The 23,059-nt window shown below is 57.9% G+C and carries 20 protein-coding genes and 1 pseudogene; 7 read left to right on the forward strand and 14 right to left on the reverse strand.

What is annotated here, in order from left to right:
- Positions 1-116: 116 nt before the first annotated feature.
- On the forward strand, positions 117-650 hold the full coding sequence (locus tag HOP44_RS05210; protein WP_172251113.1) for a sigma-70 family RNA polymerase sigma factor: 534 nt from the start codon (positions 117-119) through the stop codon (positions 648-650).
- Positions 637-1,791 (forward strand): DUF4179 domain-containing protein, encoded by a 1,155-nt coding sequence (locus HOP44_RS05215; RefSeq protein ID WP_172251115.1) that lies wholly within the window; start codon positions 637-639, stop codon positions 1,789-1,791. Before HOP44_RS05210 ends, HOP44_RS05215 begins: the two co-directional genes overlap by 14 nt.
- A 158-nt stretch (positions 1,792-1,949) precedes the next feature.
- On the opposite strand, the gene ric is transcribed toward HOP44_RS05215, so the two are convergent.
- From ric to HOP44_RS05230, 3 genes are all read right to left on the reverse strand, one after another.
- Positions 1,950-2,660: an iron-sulfur cluster repair di-iron protein gene (gene ric / locus HOP44_RS05220; protein ID WP_425501809.1), complete on the reverse strand. Its 711-nt coding sequence runs from the start codon at positions 2,658-2,660 to the stop codon at positions 1,950-1,952.
- A 114-nt stretch (positions 2,661-2,774) separates the two neighbouring features.
- On the reverse strand, positions 2,775-3,212 hold the full coding sequence (locus HOP44_RS05225; protein WP_172251117.1) for a hypothetical protein: 438 nt from the start codon (positions 3,210-3,212) through the stop codon (positions 2,775-2,777).
- Between the two features lie 74 nt (positions 3,213-3,286).
- Positions 3,287-3,859 (reverse strand): TetR/AcrR family transcriptional regulator, encoded by a 573-nt coding sequence (locus HOP44_RS05230; RefSeq protein WP_172193670.1) that lies wholly within the window; start codon positions 3,857-3,859, stop codon positions 3,287-3,289.
- 277 nt (positions 3,860-4,136) lie between these two features.
- On the opposite strand from HOP44_RS05230, the gene HOP44_RS05235 reads away from it, so the two are divergent.
- Entirely contained in the window at positions 4,137-5,570 is a 1,434-nt protein-coding gene (locus HOP44_RS05235; protein WP_172251598.1) for a DHA2 family efflux MFS transporter permease subunit, read from the forward strand.
- Positions 5,571-5,914: 344 nt separating this feature from the next.
- Here the strand turns inward: HOP44_RS05235 and HOP44_RS05240 are convergent, their stop codons facing one another.
- From HOP44_RS05240 to HOP44_RS05260, 5 genes are all read right to left on the reverse strand, one after another.
- A complete protein-coding gene (locus tag HOP44_RS05240; RefSeq protein ID WP_172251119.1) occupies positions 5,915-6,271 on the reverse strand; it encodes an MmcQ/YjbR family DNA-binding protein in 357 nt (118 codons plus the stop codon).
- A 12-nt stretch (positions 6,272-6,283) separates the two neighbouring features.
- Positions 6,284-6,436 (reverse strand): hypothetical protein, encoded by a 153-nt coding sequence (locus tag HOP44_RS05245; protein WP_172251121.1) that lies wholly within the window; start codon positions 6,434-6,436, stop codon positions 6,284-6,286.
- A gap of 117 nt (positions 6,437-6,553) precedes the next feature.
- Positions 6,554-7,159, reverse strand: a complete 606-nt coding sequence (locus HOP44_RS05250; RefSeq protein ID WP_172251123.1) for a sugar O-acetyltransferase — start codon at positions 7,157-7,159, stop codon at positions 6,554-6,556.
- 12 nt (positions 7,160-7,171) lie between these two features.
- The gene (ilvD, locus tag HOP44_RS05255; protein WP_172251125.1) at positions 7,172-8,878 is read right to left on the reverse strand and encodes a dihydroxy-acid dehydratase; all 1,707 of its coding nucleotides are present in this window, start codon (positions 8,876-8,878) and stop codon (positions 7,172-7,174) included.
- A 28-nt stretch (positions 8,879-8,906) separates the two neighbouring features.
- Entirely contained in the window at positions 8,907-9,572 is a 666-nt protein-coding gene (locus tag HOP44_RS05260) for a GntR family transcriptional regulator (RefSeq protein ID WP_172251127.1), read from the reverse strand.
- Positions 9,573-9,771: 199 nt separating this feature from the next.
- Between HOP44_RS05260 and HOP44_RS05265 the strand changes: the two genes are divergently transcribed.
- From HOP44_RS05265 to HOP44_RS05275, 3 genes are read left to right on the forward strand one after another with little or no spacing between them, the layout of a single operon-like run.
- Positions 9,772-10,200 carry a hypothetical protein gene (locus HOP44_RS05265; protein WP_172251129.1) on the forward strand — a complete coding sequence of 143 codons (429 nt, stop codon included), beginning with the start codon at positions 9,772-9,774 and terminating at the stop codon, positions 10,198-10,200.
- The gene (locus tag HOP44_RS05270) at positions 10,197-12,656 is read left to right on the forward strand and encodes a molybdopterin-dependent oxidoreductase (RefSeq protein ID WP_172251131.1); all 2,460 of its coding nucleotides are present in this window, start codon (positions 10,197-10,199) and stop codon (positions 12,654-12,656) included. Before HOP44_RS05265 ends, HOP44_RS05270 begins: the two co-directional genes overlap by 4 nt.
- Positions 12,653-12,883 (forward strand): hypothetical protein, encoded by a 231-nt coding sequence (locus HOP44_RS05275; RefSeq protein ID WP_172251133.1) that lies wholly within the window; start codon positions 12,653-12,655, stop codon positions 12,881-12,883. Before HOP44_RS05270 ends, HOP44_RS05275 begins: the two co-directional genes overlap by 4 nt.
- A gap of 292 nt (positions 12,884-13,175) precedes the next feature.
- Here HOP44_RS05275 and HOP44_RS05280 read toward each other — a convergent pair whose 3' ends face one another.
- From HOP44_RS05280 to HOP44_RS05305, 6 genes and pseudogenes are all read right to left on the reverse strand, one after another.
- A complete protein-coding gene (locus HOP44_RS05280; RefSeq protein ID WP_172251135.1) occupies positions 13,176-15,986 on the reverse strand; it encodes a glycoside hydrolase family 2 TIM barrel-domain containing protein in 2,811 nt (936 codons plus the stop codon).
- Positions 15,987-16,264: 278 nt separating this feature from the next.
- A pseudogene (locus tag HOP44_RS05285) lies at positions 16,265-16,981 on the reverse strand (ArsB/NhaD family transporter).
- A 178-nt stretch (positions 16,982-17,159) separates the two neighbouring features.
- Positions 17,160-18,374 (reverse strand): MFS transporter, encoded by a 1,215-nt coding sequence (locus HOP44_RS05290; RefSeq protein ID WP_172251137.1) that lies wholly within the window; start codon positions 18,372-18,374, stop codon positions 17,160-17,162.
- Positions 18,375-18,443: 69 nt separating this feature from the next.
- Positions 18,444-19,475 (reverse strand): ROK family protein, encoded by a 1,032-nt coding sequence (locus HOP44_RS05295; RefSeq protein ID WP_172251139.1) that lies wholly within the window; start codon positions 19,473-19,475, stop codon positions 18,444-18,446.
- Between the two features lie 150 nt (positions 19,476-19,625).
- Positions 19,626-20,966 carry an MFS transporter gene (locus HOP44_RS05300; protein ID WP_172251141.1) on the reverse strand — a complete coding sequence of 447 codons (1,341 nt, stop codon included), beginning with the start codon at positions 20,964-20,966 and terminating at the stop codon, positions 19,626-19,628.
- Positions 20,967-20,975: 9 nt separating this feature from the next.
- Positions 20,976-22,007 (reverse strand): quercetin 2,3-dioxygenase, encoded by a 1,032-nt coding sequence (locus tag HOP44_RS05305; RefSeq protein ID WP_343059788.1) that lies wholly within the window; start codon positions 22,005-22,007, stop codon positions 20,976-20,978.
- A 116-nt stretch (positions 22,008-22,123) separates the two neighbouring features.
- Here HOP44_RS05305 and HOP44_RS05310 point away from each other — a divergent pair, with 116 nt between their 5' ends.
- Entirely contained in the window at positions 22,124-23,011 is an 888-nt protein-coding gene (locus HOP44_RS05310; RefSeq protein ID WP_172251145.1) for an AraC family transcriptional regulator, read from the forward strand.
- Positions 23,012-23,059: the final 48 nt, after the last annotated feature.

A 23,059-nucleotide genomic window follows, 5' to 3' on the forward strand; every position in this document is an offset into this window, starting at 1 on the left:
TCCTTTTCTGCCGCGTCTATTTGCTATCCGATGTAACCGAATGGCCGGCTCGCCCATCTAATGTCTATCTTCACTTACAAAAAAGATAAAGAAAGCTTGGAAAGGAACGATGCCGTTTGGAAAACGAAGAGTTGATTCGGCGAGCGAGAGACGGGGACCGGGACGCTTTTGTCACCCTGATGCGGCAGAATGAAGAAGCGCTGCATCATATGGCCTGGTCCATGCTGAGAAAAAACGAAGACGTCGCGGACGCCATGCAGGAAACGGTCCTGAAAGCCTATCGGTCGATCTCCTCCCTGCGGGAGCCGAACTATTTCAGAACCTGGATGTTCCGCATCCTGATCAACGAATGCAATACCCTGTTGAGAGGCCGGAAAAGGACAGTCTCGGTCGCCGACTTCCCGATCACCGCTTCCTCTGCCAACGACTATGACCGGGTAGATCTGCGCGATGCGGTCGACCGGCTGGAAGAAAAGCAGCGCACGGTCGTCATCCTGCATTATTTTGAAGACTTGAGTGTGGCACAGACCGCACAGACGCTGGAATTGACGGAAAGCGCGGTCAAGACGAGACTGATGCGGGCACGCGCAGCTTTGATGCAAAAATTCAAATCGAATCCGAAAGGGAGTATGCATTATGAATCCGTCTAACACCGAGCAGCAGCTGGAGGCCGAATTGAACCGCGCCGGCCGGGTCCCTATGCCGATTTCCCCGCTTGTCCGTTCCCGGCTGGATCACGTCTACGCTTCGCTGCCCGATTCTCCTGCGACGCCTGACGGTTCCGCCGAAATTGAAAGTCCTGGTGTCCGGGCGATCTTGCGCACGAAACACCGTTTCTCTCTTCTTCGCCGCACCGCTGTAGCCGCCGCTTCGGTCATCGCTTTATCTACCGGGCTGTTCGCTTCCGGCTTCGTCTCGCCGGCCATGGCCGATACGATCCGCGATATTCCCGTGATTGGCAGTCTCTTCAGCAAAATGGAGGGCGATGCGGGCCTGCGTACGGCGGGCGAACGCAGTCAGGGCTCGTTTGTCGATGCGGCTGCGACCACAGCCGACGGCGTTCGTCTAAACGTACGCGAAACGATCTTCGACGGAACTCGGCTTGCGTTTGCCGTCGATCTGACGGTGCCGGGCATCCCGAGCGCAAGAAAACTAGAAGAAAACATGCAGACGGTGAATGTAAGTCTTGAAGGAATCGGCAAGCTGGACGGTGTCTTCTACAGTAACCCGGAACACAAAAACGGCGACACGTACGGCATGCTGATGGATCTGCCGCTGAATACCGAACAGGCGCGGAAGCTCGGCACGCATTTTGACGGACAGATCTCGATCTCGTTGGTTGGCCAGCAGCCGCTGAACGTAACCGTGCCGTTCAAGCGAATCAACGGGGGCCGCGAACTGCATCTGAATCCCGGACCGTCCACAAGCGATGAACAATACGTGCTGAGCATTGATTCGCTCGACGTGACAGCGTCGACGGTGCAGCTCGGTACGTCGCTCTCGCTTCGCGATGCTTCGGCTTCGGCCGCCAAGCAGGAAGAACTTCTGCTGAACAGCGCCTACGAAGTCGTTGATGATCAAGGTAAAGTGCTCGATGTCGTAGGCGGAGAAGGTTCGCTCGAAAACGGTGTGATGAACTATACGTCCAATTACGGTGCCGATCTGAGCCAATCGCAATTTATCGTCATAAAGCCTTATGTCCGGGCAGACGGAGCCGACAGCGAGGCGGAGAAGGTGTATCTGGAAGCCCTGGCGCTTAAGATCGACTTGACATCGCCAGCCGGTAAGTAAACGAAACGGTAGACATGAACTTTTACGGACGTTCTCATTTCAAATCCGCGTGATGACAAAAAGGCTCCGGCGAGTGCAAACTCGCGGAGCCTTTTTCAATTTATGACAGCTGCAGCAGACAGCCCCGATCTACACGATCCCACGCACGGAAATTTGTGTCAGATCGCTTTGCGCGCCTGATCGAACAGAATGTTGTTTTCCATATGGATATGCTCGAATGTGTCTTTTTCCAGCGCTTCGAGGCGGCTGAGTACCAGGCGATGGGTACCGCAGGCATCCATCGGAGGCACGAAATCGCCGGTGATCTCGCGCAGTTCCTTGAGCAGTTCGCCCGCCTGTTCATGTTCGCTTTCCAGCTCGCTGAGGTGAGGCGCAAGCGCCTCCGCCGTTTCCGCGGAAGGATTCCGGAAATAAGCGGCCAGCAGCGGAAACACATTCCGGTCTTCGTCTTCGGTATGTTCCAGCAGTTCTTTTTTGAGAAGGGAGAAGATCTCCTGCACCCGCAGCAGATAAGGGCGATGGCCGCCGTGTACGCGGGCAAGCTTCGTCACATAAGGCGTGAGCGCCGGCAGTTCCTGGCGCAGCGTCTCATGGTACTTGCGCTGGATATGTGCGATCAATTCCTGCGGTTCCAGCGAATTCGGCTTCATTTCCTGATGTTGGGTCACCTGCCGACCGATCTCTTCGATCCGGCGCAGAACTTCCGCGGTGTCGAGTCCCCGTTCTTCGGCCGCCTGCTTGATCGGCATTTTGCCGCCGCAGCAGAAGTCGATCCGCAGCTCGCGGAACAGGTCGCCCGTACGCGGCTGCTGGCTGACAATGTCCGATACCCAGGTTTCTTCGTTAAATGTTTGATTCATGGTGGTCATGATTTGTGCCTCCCGTATATGAAGATGAATAAAGGGTCTGTCGTCTTTTTCTTCTTCAGTATAGGCGGGCGGATCGGAGGACCTTGTGATTCCAAGCACTTTTTTTCACAAGTATTATTTTCTGAACGTTCGCTCGTTGTCTTCGAAGCGGATCTTGCGGATCCAGGTGCGGTCGACGGTCCGAACGATGAGGCCTTCCGCTTTCCCGGCGACTTCCATCCCTACCTCAGTCTGTTCGAATCCTTTCAAATAAGCAAACGTGTCGGCAAAAGAAACCGGGAATTCGCCGCGGTCGACCGTATCCAGCAGCGGAGCCGCCTGCAGGTCCAGGGAGTCGACAATTCTTTCCTTGGCCTGCTCATTGTAAAAAGGCCGGTTCCCGTGATCGCGCCACTGCGCTATTTTCTCCTGGGGCTGTGCAAGCAGCGCGTCCAGTTCTTCCCGGTTCAGCGAAAAAACATCGAACACCCGGTAGTTTTGCGTTTTGTTGCCGGAATAATTTTTGGAAGCTTTGGTCTTGCCGCCATAGGATTCCTGATAAAAAACGGTCAATGCCCGGTCAGGATGCTCGGGTATTTGGTCAAAGAGTTGATTTTGTTCAAGTCCATTTCGATTTCTCCTCTTCGTTAGGGGCTGACGCGGAACAACAGGGCGAACTGCTTGGCCATGAATGACGGCGTATACGGCATATCGCTGCGCAGCCAGCCTGCGATGGTGCCGATCAGGGCGGCGGAACCGAACCAGATCGCGACATCGGGCTGAACCTGACTGTTCTTGACCGGCATTTCCTGGATACCTGTTCGGATCTTGCTGACGAATACGTTCAAGAGACGCTCATGAAAAACAGGCGTTTTCCCGGCTCCCAAGACGACTTTGTAGAAATCCGCATTGGCCGCAATATGTTCGAGCAGACCCAGCAGCATCGTCTCGTTCGTGCCGTTTCGATGCTGTTCGATCGTGCGCGTCATCACGCGCTCCACATCCTGCGCCATCTCGTCCGCCATCGTCTCCAGCATATCGTGGATATCTTTGTAATGCAGATAAAAAGTCACCCGGTTGATCGTCGCCCGCTCCGCGATCCGGTTGACGGTAATCTTGTCCACATCCATCTCCTGCATGAGTTCGATCAAGGCGTCTTTGAGCAGCTGGCGGGTGCGCAGCACTCTGGGGTCGGTCCTTTTTTCTTTCGGTTCGCTCATGGTTGCGCTTCCTTTTCATATGTTTTTATTTACACATTCGTTTGTTGTGTATATTATTCGAATTTTAAACAACACTCTGTCCCTTTTGTGCAAACTAATTTACATTTTCGTGAAAAGTGTCGCTTGTAAGGAAGGTCTTCGCATGATTATAATCTGGTTTATGCAATGTCGATTATCCGACACGTTGTAAAAAAAGTCTAGCCCAAAATGAGAGGACGGAGAGAAATTGAGCAGTACCCCTACCATCGACACCGGATCGGCCCGAAAAGGACCGATCATGTTCATCATGATTCTGGGCGCCTTCCTGGCGACCCTAAATCAGACGCTGATGAGTGTCGCCACGCCGGAGCTGATGAAAGATTTCGATATTACGGCCGCGACGGCGCAGTGGCTGACAACCGGCTATCTGCTGGTCAACGGCGTGCTGATTCCGATCACCGCTTATCTGATGCAAAAGTTCTCGACGCGCCAGCTGTTCCAGGCTTCGATGATGATCTTCCTCGCCGGCACGGTCGTCTCGGCGCTCGCCGGCGATTTCCCGATGCTGCTGACCGGACGATTGATCCAGGCGGCCGGCGCCGGCATCATCATGCCGCTGCTGATGAACGTCATCTTGGCGCTGTTCCCGCCGGAGAAACGCGGATCGGCCATGGGCCTTGTCGGTCTGGCCATTATCGTCGCTCCGGCGATCGGACCGACGCTTGCCGGCTATACCCTGGAACATTATTCCTGGGAAACGATGTTCTACGCCATGATCCCGCTGGCCGTCATTGTCATCGTGCTCGGCTTCATCTATCTGCGCAATGTCGGCGAACGCGTGAACGTCAAGTTCGACGCTCTTAGCGTCATCATGTCCACGATCGGTTTCGGCGCTCTGCTGTACGGCTTCAGCCGTGCGGGCAGCCTCGGCTGGTCCAGCGCCGAAGTCTTGATCATGATCGCGGTCGGCGTGGTCGGACTTGTCGCTTTCTCGTGGAGACAGCTCAAGATGAAGACCCCGCTGCTCGACCTGCGCGCATTCAAGTTCAATATGTTCTCGCTGACGATCGTCATCAGTATCGCCGTGACCATGATTATGTATGCGGACATGATGCTGCTGCCGCTGTACCTGCAAAGCGCACGCGGCTATACGGCGATCGAGTCCGGCCTGCTGCTGCTGCCGGGCGCGCTGCTCATGGGCCTGCTGATGCCGATCACCGGACGCCTGTTCGACCGGTTCGGCGCCAAATGGCTGACGATTATCGGGATGGCGATCGTGATTGCCACGACGCTTGGGTTTATCAACCTGACCGATACGACCAGCTATACGTATCTGGTGCTTATGTCCACCGCCCGCCGGATCGGGATGGCTTTCATGATGATGCCGCTCCAGACGGCCGGCCTCAATCAGCTGCCTCCCCGCTTGAACGCCCACGGCACGGCGATCAGCAACACGACCCGGCAGGTGGCCGGAGCGATCGGCACCTCGCTGCTTGTCACCGTCATGTCCGATCGCGCGAAGAGCCATGCGGCCGACATGATGCAGAGCGGAGCCGACCCGTCGCAGATCGCTGTCCAGGCGCAGATCTCCGGGATCAACGACGCTTATGTGGTGATCGTCGGCATCGGCGCGGTGGGTCTGCTGCTGTCGTTCTTTATCAAGAATGTGAAGCGCGGTTCGGACGAGACCGTGATCGTGCATGCGGATAAGAGCCGAACGGTAGAAGGTTAAGCGTCCCGAGTTTAAATTCGATCGTTTGATAACAAAAGATGTTGAGAACGAAAACCCGGCCTTCTATAGAAGGCCGGGTTTTTGGTATGAAGCATTGTTAAGTCCCGAAGTTCGAATTACCGCATCTTAAGCTCCAAGCCCTGTTTGACCGCCGCCCATTCTTCATCCACAATGCAGATCTTGCGACCAAGCCGATATCACCCAGGGGGCCGCTTTTTCGATTTGGTTTGGGTTTTGCTTGGTTTTGGATTTACTATTGTGAATTTATCAGGTGTTTAATTTTTAATTTTATTTCTTTTCATAAAAAAAAGTATCCCTGCCGCAGCAAAGATACTTTTTTCGCTTCAAAAATCCGCAGTCTGCCGTTTTTTCGAAATCTTCGGCCGGGTCAGTTCGAAACTGCGGCGTACCAGGTCCAGAATATCTTCTTCGCCCAGCGCGCCGTCGAGAATCACCGTATTCCAGTGTTCTTTGTTCATATGATAGCCGGGCCGGATCTCTTCGTGCAGATCCCGCAGCATGGCGGCCCGCATCGGCTCGCACTTGAGATTGGCGCAGGCATGGCCTTCCCGCTCGTAAATAAACGCGAACGATTTCTTGTTGCCGCCGTGCCGCATCACCGTCCAGGTCTCGTCGAACGGATAATCTTCGTACGCGCCCGGAAACTCCAGGCAGCGCTCGATCAGTTCCTGCCTGTTCATTGCCTTCCTCCGTCAATCGTCACCGTCGTTATCGTCGTTCGTATCGTTCATCTCTTGGTTTTCCGTATCGTTGTCCATGTCGCCGTCGTCTCCGTTGTCCGCTCCGCAGCCCATCACAGCCGACAGCACTCCGACCGCGAGCAGCATATTCAGCATTTTTTTCATGGCGATGTCTCCTCTTTCCTACGTATGATCGTCTTCTCCCTATAAGATAACCCGCAGAAGAACCGTTTGAACGGTTGGGAAAGAGACGATTTCGGCGATTGTCCGGTTGGCTTGCGGTCAGACCCGGTTGTACTTGCTGCGGTCTTCCCCGGTAATCTCGCGGATCACCCGGCACGGATTGCCCGCGGCGATCACGCCCGGCGGAATATTCCGATTGACCACGCTGCCTGCTCCGATAACGCTGCCGGCCCCGATCGTCACGCCGGGCAGCACCACGACATTCCCGCCGATCCAGACATTGTCTTCTACCGTAATCGGATACGCGTATTCCAGTCCCTGATTGCGCTGCTCGATATCGAGCGGATGCCCCGCCGTATAAAAACCGCAGTTGGGCGCGATAAAGACATTGTCTCCGAACGTGACTTTGGCCGCATCGAGAATAATCAGATTGTGGTTGGCATAAAAGTTCTGTCCGAACTCGATATGATAACCCAGGTCGCAGTAAAAAGGCTGTTCGATCACGAATGAACCTTCCGCCTTGGCTACGATCTTGCGGATCATCGCTTCGCGCTCATCGAGCTTCAACGGATTGAGCTGATTGTGCTCGAAGCAGAGCGATTTGCAGTAAATGCGCTCGCGGACGAGCTGCGGATCGTTGTTGTTGTCGTAGAGCAGCCCCGCGGCCGCTTTTTCTTTTTCCGTCCTGTCCGGATGCCCGCTCATTCGTTAACCCCCTCAGTCTTCGAACAGATCGGTGACCGCGCCCTTGGACGCCGAAGATACCAGTCTCGCGTATTTGGCGAGCACGCCCGAAGACACTTTGTAAGGAGGCTGCACCCAGGCTTTCGCGCGGGCGGCCAGTTCCTCTTCGCCCACTTCCATCGTGACTTCCCGGCTTTCGCTGTCGAACGTCACCAGGTCGTCCGTTTGCAGCAGCGCGATCGGTCCGCCCACCTGCGCTTCCGGCGAAACGTGGCCGACGACGAAGCCGTGCGAACCGCCCGAGAAACGGCCGTCTGTCATCAGCGCCACTTCGCCGCCCAGTCCCCGGCCGACGATCATCGCGGTTACGGACAGCATTTCCGGCATGCCCGGTCCGCCTTTCGGCCCGCAGTAGCGGATGACCAGCACGTCGCCTTTTTGAATCTCGTCTCTTTCGATGGCTGCCGTGGCTTCGTCCTCGCTGTCGTACACTTTGGCCGGACCCGTGAAGCGCGTTTTTTTCATGCCCGACATTTTGGCTACCGCGCCGTCCGGCGCCAGATTGCCTTTGAGCACGACCAGGGGGCCGTTAGGTTTCAGCGGACGGTCGAACGGACGAATGACGTCCTGGCCTTCCTGCAGAGAAGGCATGTCGGCCAGATTCTCCGCCAGGGTCCGCCCGGTCACGGTCATGCAGTCCCCGTGCAGCAGCCCTTGTTCCAACAGCATCTTCATGACGCCCGGCACGCCGCCGATATCGTTCAGATCCTGCATGACGTGGGCGCCGCTCGGCTTCAAGTCGGCCAGATGCGGCACCTGCAGGCGAATGCGTTCGAAATCGTCCAGCGTCAGATCGACTTCGACCGAGTGGGCCATCGCCAGCAGATGCAGGAACGCGTTCGTCGATCCGCCGAGCGCCATCACGACCGTGATCGCGTTCTCGAACGCTTCTTTGGTCATGATGTCGCGCGGATAGATGCCTTTCTCCAGCAAGTTGATGACCGCGGCTCCGGCTTTCTCGCATTCTTCCGCTTTGTCTGGCGAAATCGCGGGCGTCGACGACGAACCCGGCAGGCTCATTCCCATCGCTTCCGCGGAAGCGGCCATCGTATTGGCGGTGTACATGCCTCCGCAAGCGCCGGGTCCCGGACAAGCGCTGCACTCCACTTTATGGAGCTCTTCTTCGCTCAGGCGTCCGTCCTGATACTGGCCGACCGCTTCGAACGCGGAGACGATGTCGATTTTTTTGCCGTCCAAAATTCCCGGTTGAATCGTGCCGCCGTAGACGTACACGGACGGCACGTTCAAGCGTCCCATCGCCATCAGGCAGGCCGGCGTATTTTTGTCGCAGCCGCCGACGGCGACCAAGGCGTCGAAGCGCTCCGCTCCGGTGACAATCTCGATCGAATCGGCGATCGCTTCGCGGCTCGGCAGCGAGAACAGCATGCCTTCGTGTCCCATCGAGATGCCGTCCGACACGGTGATCGTATTGAAGACGAGCGGCGCGCCGCCGCTGTCTTTCACGCCTTTTTTGGCGCGGAAAGCCAGGTCGTTGATATGCATGTTGCACGGCGTCACTTCGCTCCACGTGCTGGCCACGCCGATCATCGGCTTTTTGAAATCCTCGTCCGTAAAACCTACCGCGCGCAGCATCGCCCGGTTCGGCATGCGGTTGGCTCCCTCGCTGATCGCTTTGCTGCGAATTCTCAAATCTTTCGAATTTCCTGTAGTTTGATCCATTATTATTCGCTCCTATCTGAATGAAGTATCAAAGCAGGCGTTGCAATTCGCGCATCGGGCGGATCAAATTGCTTCTCATCGCTTCGCGCGCCTGTGCGGCGTTCCCGCTCCGGAAAGCCTCGATAATCCGGAGATGTTCGTCGACCGAAGCCTGCGTCGAGTCGATCGGCTGCTTCAAAAACACGTATTTGAAACGCCGGATATGCACTTGAAGCGAATCGCTGAAACTTGCGGTATACGGATTATCGGATAATTCGACGATCAGGTTGTGAAATTGCTCATCCGCCTCCATCGCCCCATAAGGCTGGCCGCGGACGACCGCTTGTTCGAATTCGGCGTTCAGCGCGCTCAAACGTTCGATCTCTTCCGGGCGAACGAGTGGAGCCGCGACTTCCGCGGCCAGCGCATGCAGAGCCGCCAGGGTCGAATACAGCTTGAAAATGTCTTCTTTCTCGATCAGCGTCACTCTCGTCTCCCGTCCGGGGTAAGCGGCGACCAGCCCTCTCATCTCCAATAACTGAAAAGCTTCGCGAATCGGGGTCCGGCTGACGCCCAGCGATTCGCCGAGTTCGGCTTCGAGCAGTTTCTCGCCGGGCCGGATCGTGCCGTCGATAATCCAGCGTTGAATTTGATCGAATGCTCTTCCTTTCGCCGAAATTCTTGCGGGAGCCGCAAAGTCTTTGGGAATCGGCAACGGCTTACCTCCTTTTTTCACCGCTAAACAAATTCGTTACATGCAATATATCGCATACGTATGCCGAAAGCAACGCTTAATGTGTAATCGGTCCGAATCCGCCGATTGGCCGCGCTTGTTAACGCAAAGCGGTCTGCGGGTATGTAATCTTGAGCATAGTCGCAGATTCGAACAGGCAAATCCGAAAAGGAGGAATGTTATGAATAAGCTGCATCAGCTTTTCGCGCAGGTCTATGAGGAAGTGAGATCGGTGCTGGATGAAACGGCAGACAGGTCCCATCCGCTCGTCGCCTTGTTCCGCGCTTCCCTCAAAGAAGAGCACCAAGCGCTCGAGAACCTTCTTCCGAAGCTGGAACGCGGCGACGGACTCGAAGATTTCAAGACAGATTGTTCGGTCGTCTATCTAAACGACGAGATCATCGAATCGACGTTCAGGGCCTGGCTCCGCGCGGTGGATTGGATGGATCACGAAGATTCGGAAGAAGCGGCGAAGCTTGAGAACCGTTTTCCCGCTATGAAAAGCACCTTAAAAAAAGCGGCGGCGGAAATGGAGCGGATCTACGGAGCCGAGAAGATCAAGTTCGTCATCCCCGCTCTCTATCAGCCGCGGACGGGAGGTCTTCGATGAGCTGGCAAAAAGAACGGATCGACATGAACGTCTACAGTCAGGGCGAAGTGGATCGCTGGGTGTACAGCACGTGCAATCTCTGCTCGGTCGGCTGCGGCTGCGAGATTGCCGTCAAGGACGAGCAGATCGTCGGGATCCGCGGCAACGGCAAGCATTCGATCAACCGCGGGCGTCTCGGCCCGAAGGGCGAGCATCAATGGCAGGCCAATGCAAGTCCGGACCGTCTGCTCTCCCCGCTGATTCGCAACGAACTCGGGGAGCTGCTCCCCGCCTCTTGGGACGAAGCGATGAATCTGATCGTAAACAAAATGAAAAACGCTATCTCGGAAAAAGGACCGAACAGCGTCGCGATCTATTCCACGGGGCAGGCGTTCCTGGAAGACTATTATACGATTGCCAAGATCGGCCGGGCCGGCATCGGCACCCATCTGCTCGACGCCAATACACGGCTGTGCACAGCCACGACGGAGTTCTGCCTGCTGCAGTCGTTCGGCGCGGACGGAACGCCCGCTTCCTACGACGACGTGGACGAGACCGACACGCTGATGCTGTTCGGGCATAACGTCGCCGAGACCGGGACCGTTCTGCACGAGCGGATCATGGACCGCAAAGCGCGCACCGGCAAACCGTTCATCATCGCCGTCGATCCCCGCCGCACCCTGACCGTGCGGGGCGCGGATCTGCATCTGCAGTTGATTCCGGGCACCAATGTTCCATTGCTGAACGGGCTGCTGCGGATCATGCTGGAAAACGGCGCGGCCGACGAAGATTTTATCGCCGCGCATACGATCGGCTTTGCGGAAATGTCGGATGCGCTCGACGAATGGACGCCGGAGCGGACGTCGGAAGCGACCGGCATTCCGCTCGGGACGCTGCTCGAAGCGGGACGCATCCTGTCCGAGACACCTTCGCTTGTCACGACCACGCTGCAGGGCGCTTTCCAGAGCGCGGACGCGACGACCGCCTGCGTGGCGATCAACAACATGCATCTGGTACGCGGCTTGATCGGACGCCCCGGCTGCGGGCCGCTGCATATGGCCGGCCAGCCGAGTTCGTCGGCGAACCGTACGGCGGGCGGCGTCGGCACGTATCCGGCCAACCGCAATCCGATGAACCCGCAGCATCTGGGCGAGATGGGACGGCTGTGGAACGTCGATCCCATGAATCTGCCCGCCGGTCCCGAGAAAGGGATCGAAGAACAGCTGGAGATGATCGAACAGGACCAGATCGACGTGTTCTGGAATATCGGCACCAATCCGCTCGTCTCCCTGCCCAACCGCAAACGGGCCAGGAAGGCTTTGGAAAAAGTGTTCCTCATCATGCAGGACCATTTCCTGACCGAGACGTCCAAAGTCGCGGACGTTGTGCTGCCGGCCGCCATGTGGGGCGAAAAAGAAGGCACGATGGAGAATGCCGACCGGCGCATCAATCTGCTGCGCAAAGCGGTCGATCCGCCCGAAGGCGTACGGACCGATCTCGATATCCTGATCGATTTTGCGCGGCGCATGGACTTCCGCGACCAAGACGGACAGCCGCTGATCGGCTATTCGACGCCGGAAGAAGCGTTCGAAGAATGGAAGACCGTCTCCGCGGGACGTCCGTGCGACATGACGGGCATGACGTACGGCAAGCTGGAGCGGCATAACGGGCTGCGCTGGCCGACGACGGAGCAAAAGCCCGGCGGTACGGCGCGATTGTACGAGGACTTCAAGTTCCCGACTTCTCCCGAGTATGCGCAGAGCTACACCAAAGATCAGTTCACCGGACGCGCGCTGACCAAAGTCGAATACGAAGCGAAGCAGCCGAACGGGCGCGCGATCCTGCACGCGACCCGTTATAATCCGCCGTCCGAGCAGCCCGGCGGCGACTTCCCGCTGTGGCTGACGACGGGCCGCCTCGTCTGGCATTGGCATACGCGCACCAAGACAGGGCGCTCGCCCTATCTGCAGGCCGCCGCTCCGCACGGCTACGTGGAGATCCATACCGACGATGCCCGCGAGCTGGACATCATCGAAGGCGAAGTCGTGCGCGTCGTTTCGCCGCGCGGCTGGATCGAAGTGCCGGCGAAGATCGGCGACGCCGTGCAGCGCGGCCTGCTGTTCGTACCGTTTCATTTCGGCAGTTGGGAAAGCAATCAGGCCGCGAACGACCTGACGGCGGACTTCGTCGATCCGCTGTCCAAGCAGCCGACGTTCAAACAGTCCGCCTGCCGGATCGAGAAGCTGCGCAGGCCGCATCTCGTCGCAAGCGGCGAGACGCTCGGCTATATCGCCGAGCAGTATAAGATGAGCGTCGACGACCTGCTCAGAGTCAATCGCATGGACACGCCTTACGGCATCCAGACCGGCCAGCATCTCGAAGTGCCGATCTCGGTCATGAACGTACCGATCCAGCCTTATTCGCCGCAGCGGACGGATTTTAAGCGGACGGAGCCGGAGGAAAAAGGCCGCGATTGAAGCCGCTGCGCGGAGACCCGGGCGGGCCGGGCATAAGAGGAGATACCAAAAAGGAACATCTGCCGGTTGGGCAGATGCTCCTTTATACATCCAAACAGCAAGTCCAAGCAATAAATAAAAAAAGAGCGTTTGCCTCAGCGGCAAACGCTCTTTTTTTGACAAACCTTTATTTTGGGGTCAGCCGACCGCTTGCGCATGAAATTAGTGCCAATGAACAGTTAATTTGACGAAAGACACTCCTTTTCGCCAAATACCTGCGCCGCAACACTGCCATAACACTTAATCGGCTCTTTTGGCGGCTCCAAAGACGGTTTTGGCCAAAATCGCTGCCGCAGCGCAGCTGTTTGCCGCGACAAAACCCACTGCGGCTAATTAGCTGCGGCTGCGCCGTTATTTCCGCGACTGCATCCGCTCCGGTCAGACTGCCGATCGCATGTGGTTATTTCCGCGAATGCCGCTGTGCGACTTCCGCCGAGGCAGCGGCTCGGCCGCGAACCCGGACCGGCGTATTGCGCCGATCTAGCGAATCATCGCCGCCAGCTCATCCAAGCCGATCTCGAACGACGGATTGAACCCGTCCGAACGCGCGTAGTTCGCCAGGCTGTGCAGGAACTGACGACCGTCCGGCGACTGCCCGGCCGCGGCCGCGTCGACGGCGCAGACGATCAGGCTGCCGCCGCCGGTCTTGCATTCGAACAGCAGGCCGAGCTTGTGGTTGCGCTCGAAGTTGTCGATCGTCTGCACGATCGGTTCCCATTCCGACGAAGTGCCGTCGAGAATGATCGAACGCGAATTCATGACGACGTTCCACCAGGCGTATGTCGAATGGGTGGCCGAAGGGAAGTCTCGCAGGGCCGGATGTTCGCTGCGGATCAGCAGACCGTGCGTGCCGACCGGCACTTTGCGCTCCATGCTTTCCGAGATCGAGCGGAACATCGGGTAGCACCAGAAGTCCGACGCGTACGTACCTTCGATCGCGTTTTCCAGAACGGCCGGACTCGGCATCAGCAGCACTTTGCCGCCGGCCGCGAGCTGCGCTATCGCTTCGTCCGTGAGCGTCTCGAAGACATGGATGCCGCCGAAGTCCGCCTGAACGCCGGACGGATAAATCCATAGTTCGTACTGTTTGTACACGTTTGTCCCTTTGATGCGCAGCGACAGCTCGGCTCTCTGCATCGTCTGCACCGGAGCAAGCGCAAGCTCCACGTTTCCAACTTCGAATACGTCGCCGCTTTGCGTCAATTCCGCCGAAAGCGTGCCTTCGCCCAACGTCTCTTTGCCTGCAGCCAGCTCCCACTCCACATGGATCATGCCCGGTGCCGCTTCGCGGTACCAGCTCAGCTCCACGGCCGCGCGGAATTCTTCGCCGCCGACCAGGTTGTACGACGGGAAACGCGCCAGCAGCACCGCGTCGTCGCAGAACGAACGCCAGTCTTCCGGCGTGATGAGCCCTTTGGAATCCATGAAGGCGTCCAAAGCGCCGACAAGAGCCGTGCCCTGCCCGCTGAAGTCCTGCAGGTCAAGCAGTTGGAACCCGGCCAGTTTGCGCGAGCGCAGTGCCGCTTCCAGCTCTTCCTTGTAGCAGTCCATCGCCAACTTGCCGGAATTTTCGAAATAGGCGCGGGCCAGGTGGCCAAGACCTTTTTCCTCCAGCCGCTCGCGGAAAATCTTGAAATTCTCCGCCTGCAGCGGTCCCGTGTATTTGTCGATCTCGTCGAAGTTCGGGAACGTTCCGTACTGTCCGATCTCGTGCGAGACGACCGGAAGCGGCGAGATCCAGTCTCCGCCGTCGCCTTCGGCTTCGACCGTTTTCATCTCCGTGCCGTATTGGATCTGGATCGTTTTCGCGCCGCCGTCTTCCCCGTCTGCGCTTTGCAGGCGCGAAGGCGAGATCGGCTCGTCGTAATCCGCCATCGTGCCCGGAGGTGCGAGCTGCACATGTCCCTGCGGCGCGTCGCACATCGCGTACGAACCCCGGAATCTGCGCTCGCGCGAGAACCGCACGCCGCAGAAGAAATCGTCATGTTCGAGCAGTTCCGGCACCCACTGGTGATTGTTCGATCCCTGCGTATACAGCGGACGGCCGTCGAACTCTTTGTAGCCTTTGAGGATCGAATCGATCTTCGGGCGGCTGCCCCATAATTCGTTGCCGAGCGAGAACATGACGAACGACGGATGGTTGCCGAACGCTTGGAGAATGGCATACCCTTCTTCGATCAGGTAATCCTGCTCGGCCTGGTTATGGTTCTCGTCGCCCGGCTCCGTCACCGTGCCCCAGAACGGCAGTTCCGGCTCCATATAGATGCCCAGCAGGTCCGCCGCGACGAACGCCGCTTCCGGGGGGCAGGCGGTGTGGAAGCGGTAATGGTTCATGCCGTAAGATTTGGAAATGTTCAAGATCCGCACCCACTCGTCCACGTCGGTCGGCGCATAGCCGGTCAGCGGGAAAATAAGGCCGTCGTGTTTGCCGCGCAGGAACGTGCGGCGTCCGTTGATCTCGAACTTGTCGCCGGCCGATTTGAACGCGCGCAGTCCGAAGACGCTCTGCGTCACATCGATCACGCTGCCGTCTTCGCCGAGCAGTTCCAGCTTGAGGCGGTACAGCTCCGGCGTCCATTCGCTCCACAGTTTGGCGTCCGCACCCAGCGGATATTCCACGTCGAGCGTACGGCCATCCGTTTTCACGTCCAGCGTCTGCGCCGTATGTACCGTCTCGCCGTTGAAGCTGACCGCGGACAAACGCAGCCCCGACGCTTCCCCGCCTTCGATCTGCGCCGTGATGCGAACGCTGCGATCGTCGACATTCGGGTAGGTACGCATCTGCTTCAGATAGGCCGGGCCGTAGAACTGAAGCTCAATCGCGCCCGTGATCCCGTTCCAGTTCGTCTGCGTATCCGGAGAAGTCATATGGCCGCCCTTGGTCGGATAATCCGTATTGTCCACGCGGACCGTCAGCGTCGCGTTGCCGGCGCGCAGTTTGCCCGTCAAGTCATACACATGCGGCGCGTTGAGGCTGCCTTGGCTTCCCAATTCTTCTCCGTTCAACCACACCGTTGTAACGCGCGTACGTTCCAGGTGAAGCCAAGCGGTCCGCGGCGCCCATTCCTCCGGAATTTCGATTTCTTTTTGGAACCAGGCATACCCTTCGAATTTGTAGGCATCCGTAAGCGAGCCGATCAATCTCTCTTCATTGCGCGGCCCTTTGCGGGCATGCGAAGTCGTGCCGGGCAGCTCGATCGCGTCGTCGAACGTCTGCGTTTGCGGCAGGCCCCGTTTCTCGGCGTCCAAAGCCAGCTTCCACGAGCCGGACAAGTCGATTCTATTCAACATGGTTCATCACTCCTATGGATGTATACGGTTTCGTCAAGATCCGGACCTCTGCTTGATCCCGGGCAGAAGCGCCCCGTTCCGGTCTCCCCGTTTTACTATAACGTTTTCGTAAAAGTTCGGCAATTGCTTTGTGAACCGTTTTCGGTTTACGTATACGCCGGATCAATCCGAAGCGCCGCGGGTGCCGGAGTCCGGTCCGAACGGGTTCAGCCTGCGAAAAAAAGCTCCGAATCGCCGGGATTCGGAGCTTGCGCCGCCGCGTAAGCGGCTTTTCTTTTTTATAGCCAGGACAGCCGCAGATACAAGCCCAGCAGCGCAATGAACAGCGTCGGAATCGTCAGGATAACCCCGATCCCGAAATATTGGCCCCAGGTGATCCGGATGCCTTTGTTGTTCAGGACATGCAGCCACAGCAGCGTCGCCAGCGAGCCGATCGGCGTCAGTTTCGGTCCGAGGTCGGCTCCGATCACATTCGCGTATACCAGCGCTTCGTGAATGCGGCCGCCCATATCCGCCGAGTCGATCGCAAGCGCTCCGATCAGCACCGTCGGCAGATTGTTCATGACCGGCGACAAAATGGCGCTCAGGAAGCCCATTCCCATCGTGGCCGCACAATCCCAGGCTGGAGAACGCCCGAATGCCTTCCGCCAGCAGATCGGTCAGTCCCGCGCTGCGCAGACCGTATACGACCACATACATGCCGACGGAGAAAAGACGATCGACCACGGCGATCCCTTGACCACGGCCGCAACGGAAATCGCCGGACTGCGCCGGGCCAGAACCAACGAGATCAAGATGATCGCTACAAAAGCGAGCGTCGCATTCCACACTACGTCCGTTACGTCGCGCACGTCCTGAAGATCCACCACGCCGGTCAGCAGCGCGAGCGCCGCGCCTCCGCAGGCGGACCAGCCGACCGGCAGCCCCCGCGGACGCCGGATCGCCAGGAACAGAGTCAAAACAAAAATCAAAGTCGGCCATAGCGCAGCGTACATACGCCATCCTCCAATAGTGCGAGCTCCCTCGGAATCCCCACGAATCAATCATATAACCGTTTATCTCTTAGACCCTCGGATGCGGCGAAGCAAATTCTCCCTTCCCCGGGCGAACGAACAAAAGCAAAAAGACGCCCTCGGGCGTCTCCTTATCCCACCGACCGCTGCGAATCGGTCTTTAGATCGATTTTCTCAAGGAACGGATCACCTGCTCCGAACACAGCAGCATCAGCAGCACGAAGATCAGCGTCACGATCGGGAACAGACCGATCCCCGCCTGCGAAGCCAGTACGCCGAACAGCGGCGGCAGGAAGGTCGTGCCGGTGTAGGCTACAGCCATTTGATAACCGATCAACTTGGCCGAATTGGCCCGCCCGAACCGTGCCGGCGTCTCATGGATAAAGCCCGGGTAGACCGGAGCGAAACCCAGTCCGATCAATACGAATCCGGTCAGCATGACAAAATCGGGCAGCGGAAGCAGCAGCAGTACGGCTCCAAGCGCCGAAATGAGCTGGCCGGCGAGGATCAGCGTCCGGTTGCCGACTTTCAAGGTGATAAATCCGGTAATCAGGCGGCCGACGGTAATCCCCCCGTAATACAGCGAGATCCAGCCGGCGGCCGTTACGGGCGAGATCCCCCGAGAACCGACCAGGAAGCTGGCCCCCCACAGGCCGACCATCGTCTCGACGCCGCAGTAGAACAAGAAAGCGAGCAGCGTCATTTTCACGCCGCGAAGACGCAGCGGACGTTCGGCCGGCAGCGCCTCGGTTTTCTTGGACCGATCCGCGCCTTTGGCTGCGGCCTGCGCGGCTTCTTTCTCATCCGCGAGCGTAAGGCGCTGCGCCGAGACTTTTTTCCAGAGCGGCAGCGTGACCAAGAGAACGATTACGAGTCCGAACTGGATCACGGCAACGGCCGTGTAACCGGCCCGCCACGAATCGTGTTCCTTGATGAAGTAGGACATCAGCAGCGGACTTGCCGTCGCTCCGACGCCCCAGAAGCAGTGCAGCCAGCTCATATGATGCGCTTCATAATGCGTCGCCACATAATGGTTCAACGCCGCATCGACCGCTCCCGCACCAAGCCCGAGCGGAATCGCCAGCAGGGCCAACCAGAACAGCGACGGGGCAAACGAGAAGCCCAGCAGCGCCGCAGCGGTCATCAGACAGCTGAGCAGGGTCAGCGGCCCGGTGCCAAGCTTGGCGATCAGCCTGCCGCTGAGCAGGCTCGACACGATCGTGCCGGCGGCGACGATCATGGCCAGCAGGCCGGCCGCTTCAAGCGGTGCGCCGAGATCCGGCCGCATCACCGGCCAAGCCGATCCCAGCAGCGCATCCGGCAGTCCCAAACTGATAAAAGCCAGGTAAATCACGATCAGAAACAAAGTTGCCATGCAAACCTTCCTTTCGCGCTTTGCGCGTAAATGATAACGCAGATTCCTGCCATCCGGGCAGCCGGCCGTTCAGACCGGTTCGCCGGACGTTTGACTGTAGGAAAGCTTCGGTTCCAGCTCTTGCAGGGCAAGCTTCCGCAGCCCTAAGGCAAAATGTTCCGCGAAACGTCCGGATCCTTCGACTTCAGGCTCGGCGGGCAGTGGGTAACGCCGGATAAAGTCCTGCCACGCGTCTCTCCAAGGCGAAGAGTTCAAGCGCTCTCCGTACAACACGATCCGGTCCGGAGCCAGCACCGCAGATACGGTATGCGCCAGGCGGCAGACGGTTTCTTCGAATGCGCCACCTTCAAGCGGACCGTTCCAATCGATACCGAGCGGAAGATATTTGACCTCGCCCGCCATGCCTTTTCTTCCCGGGATCGTCCTGCCGCCTATCGAGATCGCCAGCCCCGGCGGATATTTGTCGGGAAAGTAGAGTCCGAGCACGATGCGTTCCCCGCCGTGCCTTGGCGGCGTCTCGCCGGCCAGATACCCCTGCAGCGCCGCGTTGACGTCGTTCTCCAGAAGCACGGGCAGGCCGAAGCGCTCTCCGATCAGCGCCGCGGGATTGAGACCGATCAGCCGCTTATGGCTGCTGACTTCGATTTCCCCGTCGACCGCCTGCCCGGGAATGCCCAATCCCACGATCCCGATGTTCGGATAGTCCGTCAGCAGCCGCCCGGTCCAATCGAGCCACGATTGACAATCCAGCTCTTCAAAAGGCAGGTCTCCGCGCGCGACCTCTTCCCCGCGCAGATCGACGACCGAAGCGAACACCGTATCCAGGCTTTCGCGTTCGTAAAGATGCATGACCAGCGCCAGGCTGTGCCGGTAATTGAAGCGGTAGAGAGTCGCCGGTCTTCCGCCGGTAGACGCTCCCGCCTCTTCTTCCGTCAGTTCTCCGCGTTCCGCAAGTTCGCGTACCAGGGCCGCAACGGTCACCACGCTCAATCCCGTTTCTTTGGACAGTTGGGGCTTGCTGGCCGTTCCGATTCGTTTCAGTGTTCGCCGCACCGTATTCAAATTGATTTCTTTCATCAAAGTCGTATCGGCCCGTTTCATTTCAACCTCCATTCACTTTATAAATATGGTTTATAAAGTATCTGCATTTATATTGCCTGCGAGAGTCCTTCTTGTCAACGGCTTGCGCAAAATGGGTCAAAATCAAAAAACGCGAGACCGGTTTTGCACCGGGTCTCGCGTTTGGTCGAATCAAACCGGATTGGACGATTTTCGGCCGAATACAATGAAATACAAGACGGATGCAGCCGCGATCCAGAGGGCGAAAAAGCCGAAAACAGCGCTGAATGGAACTCCGTCTCCGCTGCGGCCATCCAGCACGAGGCCGAGTACGGACGTACCTACCGCTCCGGCAATAAAGCTGGTCATCATGTAAATGCCCATGCCGACTCCGGTCTGCGGCCCGCTAAGCGTGCGGCTTACCGTGTTGGCCAGCGTAATCTGCGCGAATGTCAGTCCTGTATTGACGAAGATCAGCAGCAGCCCGACCGGCCACGCTCCCAACCCGATCCGGGCGAACAAGACGATATAGCCGATCAACTGCAAGGCAAACGCCCAAGCGAACAAGAACCGGTTGCCTTTCGCGTCGGCAATCTTGCCGCCCGCAAGTCCCAACAAAGCAGCGGCGACCGCTCCGGGGAACATGACGGCGCCCGTCTGCAGCGAATCGAGTCCGTGCACGGTATTGAGCAGCTGCGGGATCAGATACGGTACGCACAGATTCAGCGTCAGCGCCATGCAGCCGATGATCAATCCCATCGTGTATTTACCGATACGGAAAATACCGGGATCGACGAACGGCTGGTCCGCGCGGCGAATCCTCCAGACAAACAGGAGGAACGCAGCCAGCGTCGCGCAGGCATAGATCCAGTTCCGTCCCGTAATGGACAGCAGCAGCAGGGCGATCGAAGCGGCCAACAGCAGGCCTCCCGGCAGATCCGCTTTACCGGGAACGGAAGGCTCCGTTTTCAGATATTTGCGAAAGAACGGCAGGGCGATCAGTACGAGCAGCGAGATGGCGAACAGAAGCCGCCAGCTGGCAAAGCCCAGCAGGAATCCGGCGATGATCGGACCGATCGCGGTGCCGAGCGCCATGCCGGCCGATGTGATGCCGAGCGCCCTGCCCCGCTGGTCGACCGAAACGTAACGAATCGGAATCAGCATCGAAGACGCCGGAATGACCGAAGCGCCGATCGACTGAAACACGCGGCCGACAATGATCATGCCGAAGCCGTTCGCGGACATGCCGATGACCGATCCGGCTGCAAAGCAGACCAGGCCGAACGTAATCAGCTTTTTGAGCCCGAATTTGTCGGCGAGTTTGCCGTAGGTCACAGATCCGATCGCATACACGATAATATAAGCCGTCACGACCCAGCTCACCTGCGACGAGGAGAGGCCGAACTCCTGCCGAAGAACCGGCAGGGCGACGTTGAACATGGTGGAATTCATGACGGAAATGACCATGGCGAAAGCGAGCACCGCGATCAAAGCGAACGGGTTCGGAGCGTGTTTGACGGTTGCGGTAATCATGCGGATGCCCTACTTCCGCTCGAGCGGGGATCTGGCGACGACATGAAGATCGAGATTCTTCATATTCGCCATGACCCGGTCCATGCGGAGAGGTCCGGGAACGGAAGGAAACGCATGGGGTTCGTAAGGTTCTCCGAGCGTGCGGAAGAAAGGTTCGAACAAACCGGATGCCAGCAGGCCCGCCACTTTGGTATAATGGGTATCCAGCCGATAAGCATGCACGGTACCGGCCGGAACGTGCAGGAAATCTCCGGGGAACAGAACGATTTCTTCGCCGTTCGCCCACATCGTCATTTGGCCCTGCAGACAGAAGAAAGTTTCGGTGTGATGCTCGTGGTAATGCTCGACGATCGGATCGCCTTTCGGCCCGTCGGACAAGACGAAAATGTACTCGCCGTTCGTATTAGCCTGCGCAGCTACGAGCCGGTGAAGCTGATCGCCTGTCAGCAGACGTTCTCCTTCCCCATTTTCGATCACGTAAGGCGCGATAAGACCGGGATTGTGCGCATGATCTCCTGCATTCGCGGAACCCCACTGCGGCAGTTCGCCGGTGAACGCGACATCGGCCGCTTGCGAAGCCCGTTCCAGATGTTCTTCGCCGAAGGTCGGATGTTCTTCGGCCGGCGGCTCTACGTAAACGTAAGGTTCTCCGAGCGCCCGGTACATGTCCGAGACGCGGCCCGGCACCGTATAGGAAGCGAAGGCGCTGCGATGTGCCGCCATTCGGTAAGCATGTTTGACGCCCGGCGGAATATGCGCGTAATCGCCCGGAGCGAGCATGTAATAAGCTCCGTCCAGCATCAGTTCGATACGTCCTTCGAGCACGAGAATGGATTCGTACGTATTTTCGTGCAGATGGACGGGAAATTCTTCGCCTTTTCCTCCGGCGATCGTGGCGAGCTCGAATACGCCGCCGCCGCTGGCCGTATCGGCAATAATCGTGGCGACCTGACGGCCGAATACGTAACGTTCCCCGTCTCCCCGGCGCAGCAGATAAGCCTTGCATTCTTTGGGCAGTGTGTGTTGAAGTTGTGTCATTATTGTGCCTCCCTTGGCTGATTTATCTCAAATTTTAACGAAATATCCTTCCCTAAAATACGGGGATCCCCGCCCTTCTATGGGCAAATGCGACACGCTGCGGGGAAAGGAGCCTATTTTTGAATACAGAAAAAGAATCTGCCCTTATCGGTCACGTTTTTGCAAACGGACATTCGATTCATGTGGAATCTCTGCAAGCAGATCGATCTTATCCGAATCATGTTCATTCTTTTTGTCAAATCGTCTATGTGCTGAAAGGCGGCGGCCATCTGCTGCTTCGCGGAAACGAGCTGACCGCGGCACAGGGCGATCTTTTTTATATTCCGCCGGGCGAAGAGCATACTTTTCGTACCGAAAAAAAAGCGGGCCCGGGACTTCGGCTGATCACCTGCCTGTTCGAACGCACACTGCTGAATCCCTCCTCCGGAGAAAGCGGACATCCGCTGCTCGGCGAACTGGACGATCTGACCCGCCTGTTCGGCAGCCTGGACCGCTGCCTTCGGGTTCGCGACCGCTCCCGCGAGCTGGGCCGCGTCATGCATGCGCTCGAACTTAATCTTCGGCACAAACCGAGCGGCTACCGCTACAAATTGTTCGTGACGCTTATGGATCTGCTCGAACGGATTCGCCGGGCCGCTGCCCTGCCGGAAGACGATTCCGCTCCGGAGCGCAGTTTCGATCCCGGCGACGATCCTGTCCGTTATGCCGTAGACCATCTGACCGCCTGCTACAAAGCGCCGCTCCGGTTCGAAGAGCTGTGCGAGAAGGCTTCGATCAGTCCAAGGCATCTCCAGCGCAAGTTCAAGGCACAGACCGGTCTGACTTTTATCTCCATGCTGCAGGAAATTCGTATCCGGCAGAGCTGCGAACTGCTGCAGAGTACCGATTGGAGCGTACAGGAAGTGGCGCGCGAAGTCGGGATCGAAGACATGAAATATTTTTACCGCTTGTTCCGTGACAAATGCGGCATGACGCCGGGCGAATTTCGCGGCGGCGAAACGGTATAAACCGGTGCAAATCCGAATCGGCCGAATACATTGGCAGAACGGATTGAC

The organism is Saccharibacillus deserti, from assembly GCF_013618475.1.
In the GTDB taxonomy this organism is placed as follows: domain Bacteria; phylum Bacillota; class Bacilli; order Paenibacillales; family Paenibacillaceae; genus Saccharibacillus; species Saccharibacillus deserti.

Excerpts from the sequence above, each read along its gene's own strand:
- HOP44_RS05215 (WP_172251115.1), top strand. The coding sequence starts at position 637 with ATGAATCCGTCTAACACCGAGCAGCAGCTGGAGGCCGAATTGAACCGC.
- ric (WP_425501809.1), bottom strand. The coding sequence starts at position 2,660 with ATGACCACCATGAATCAAACATTTAACGAAGAAACCTGGGTATCGGAC.
- HOP44_RS05230 (WP_172193670.1), bottom strand. The coding sequence starts at position 3,859 with ATGAGCGAACCGAAAGAAAAAAGGACCGACCCCAGAGTGCTGCGCACC.
- HOP44_RS05235 (WP_172251598.1), top strand. The coding sequence starts at position 4,137 with ATGTTCATCATGATTCTGGGCGCCTTCCTGGCGACCCTAAATCAGACG.
- HOP44_RS05240 (WP_172251119.1), bottom strand. The coding sequence starts at position 6,271 with ATGAACAGGCAGGAACTGATCGAGCGCTGCCTGGAGTTTCCGGGCGCG.
- HOP44_RS05245 (WP_172251121.1), bottom strand. The coding sequence starts at position 6,436 with ATGAAAAAAATGCTGAATATGCTGCTCGCGGTCGGAGTGCTGTCGGCT.
- HOP44_RS05250 (WP_172251123.1), bottom strand. The coding sequence starts at position 7,159 with ATGAGCGGGCATCCGGACAGGACGGAAAAAGAAAAAGCGGCCGCGGGG.
- ilvD (WP_172251125.1), bottom strand. The coding sequence starts at position 8,878 with ATGGATCAAACTACAGGAAATTCGAAAGATTTGAGAATTCGCAGCAAA.
- HOP44_RS05265 (WP_172251129.1), top strand. The coding sequence starts at position 9,772 with ATGAATAAGCTGCATCAGCTTTTCGCGCAGGTCTATGAGGAAGTGAGA.
- HOP44_RS05270 (WP_172251131.1), top strand. The coding sequence starts at position 10,197 with ATGAGCTGGCAAAAAGAACGGATCGACATGAACGTCTACAGTCAGGGC.
- HOP44_RS05280 (WP_172251135.1), bottom strand. The coding sequence starts at position 15,986 with ATGTTGAATAGAATCGACTTGTCCGGCTCGTGGAAGCTGGCTTTGGAC.
- HOP44_RS05290 (WP_172251137.1), bottom strand. The coding sequence starts at position 18,374 with ATGGCAACTTTGTTTCTGATCGTGATTTACCTGGCTTTTATCAGTTTG.
- HOP44_RS05295 (WP_172251139.1), bottom strand. The coding sequence starts at position 19,475 with ATGAAACGGGCCGATACGACTTTGATGAAAGAAATCAATTTGAATACG.
- HOP44_RS05300 (WP_172251141.1), bottom strand. The coding sequence starts at position 20,966 with ATGATTACCGCAACCGTCAAACACGCTCCGAACCCGTTCGCTTTGATC.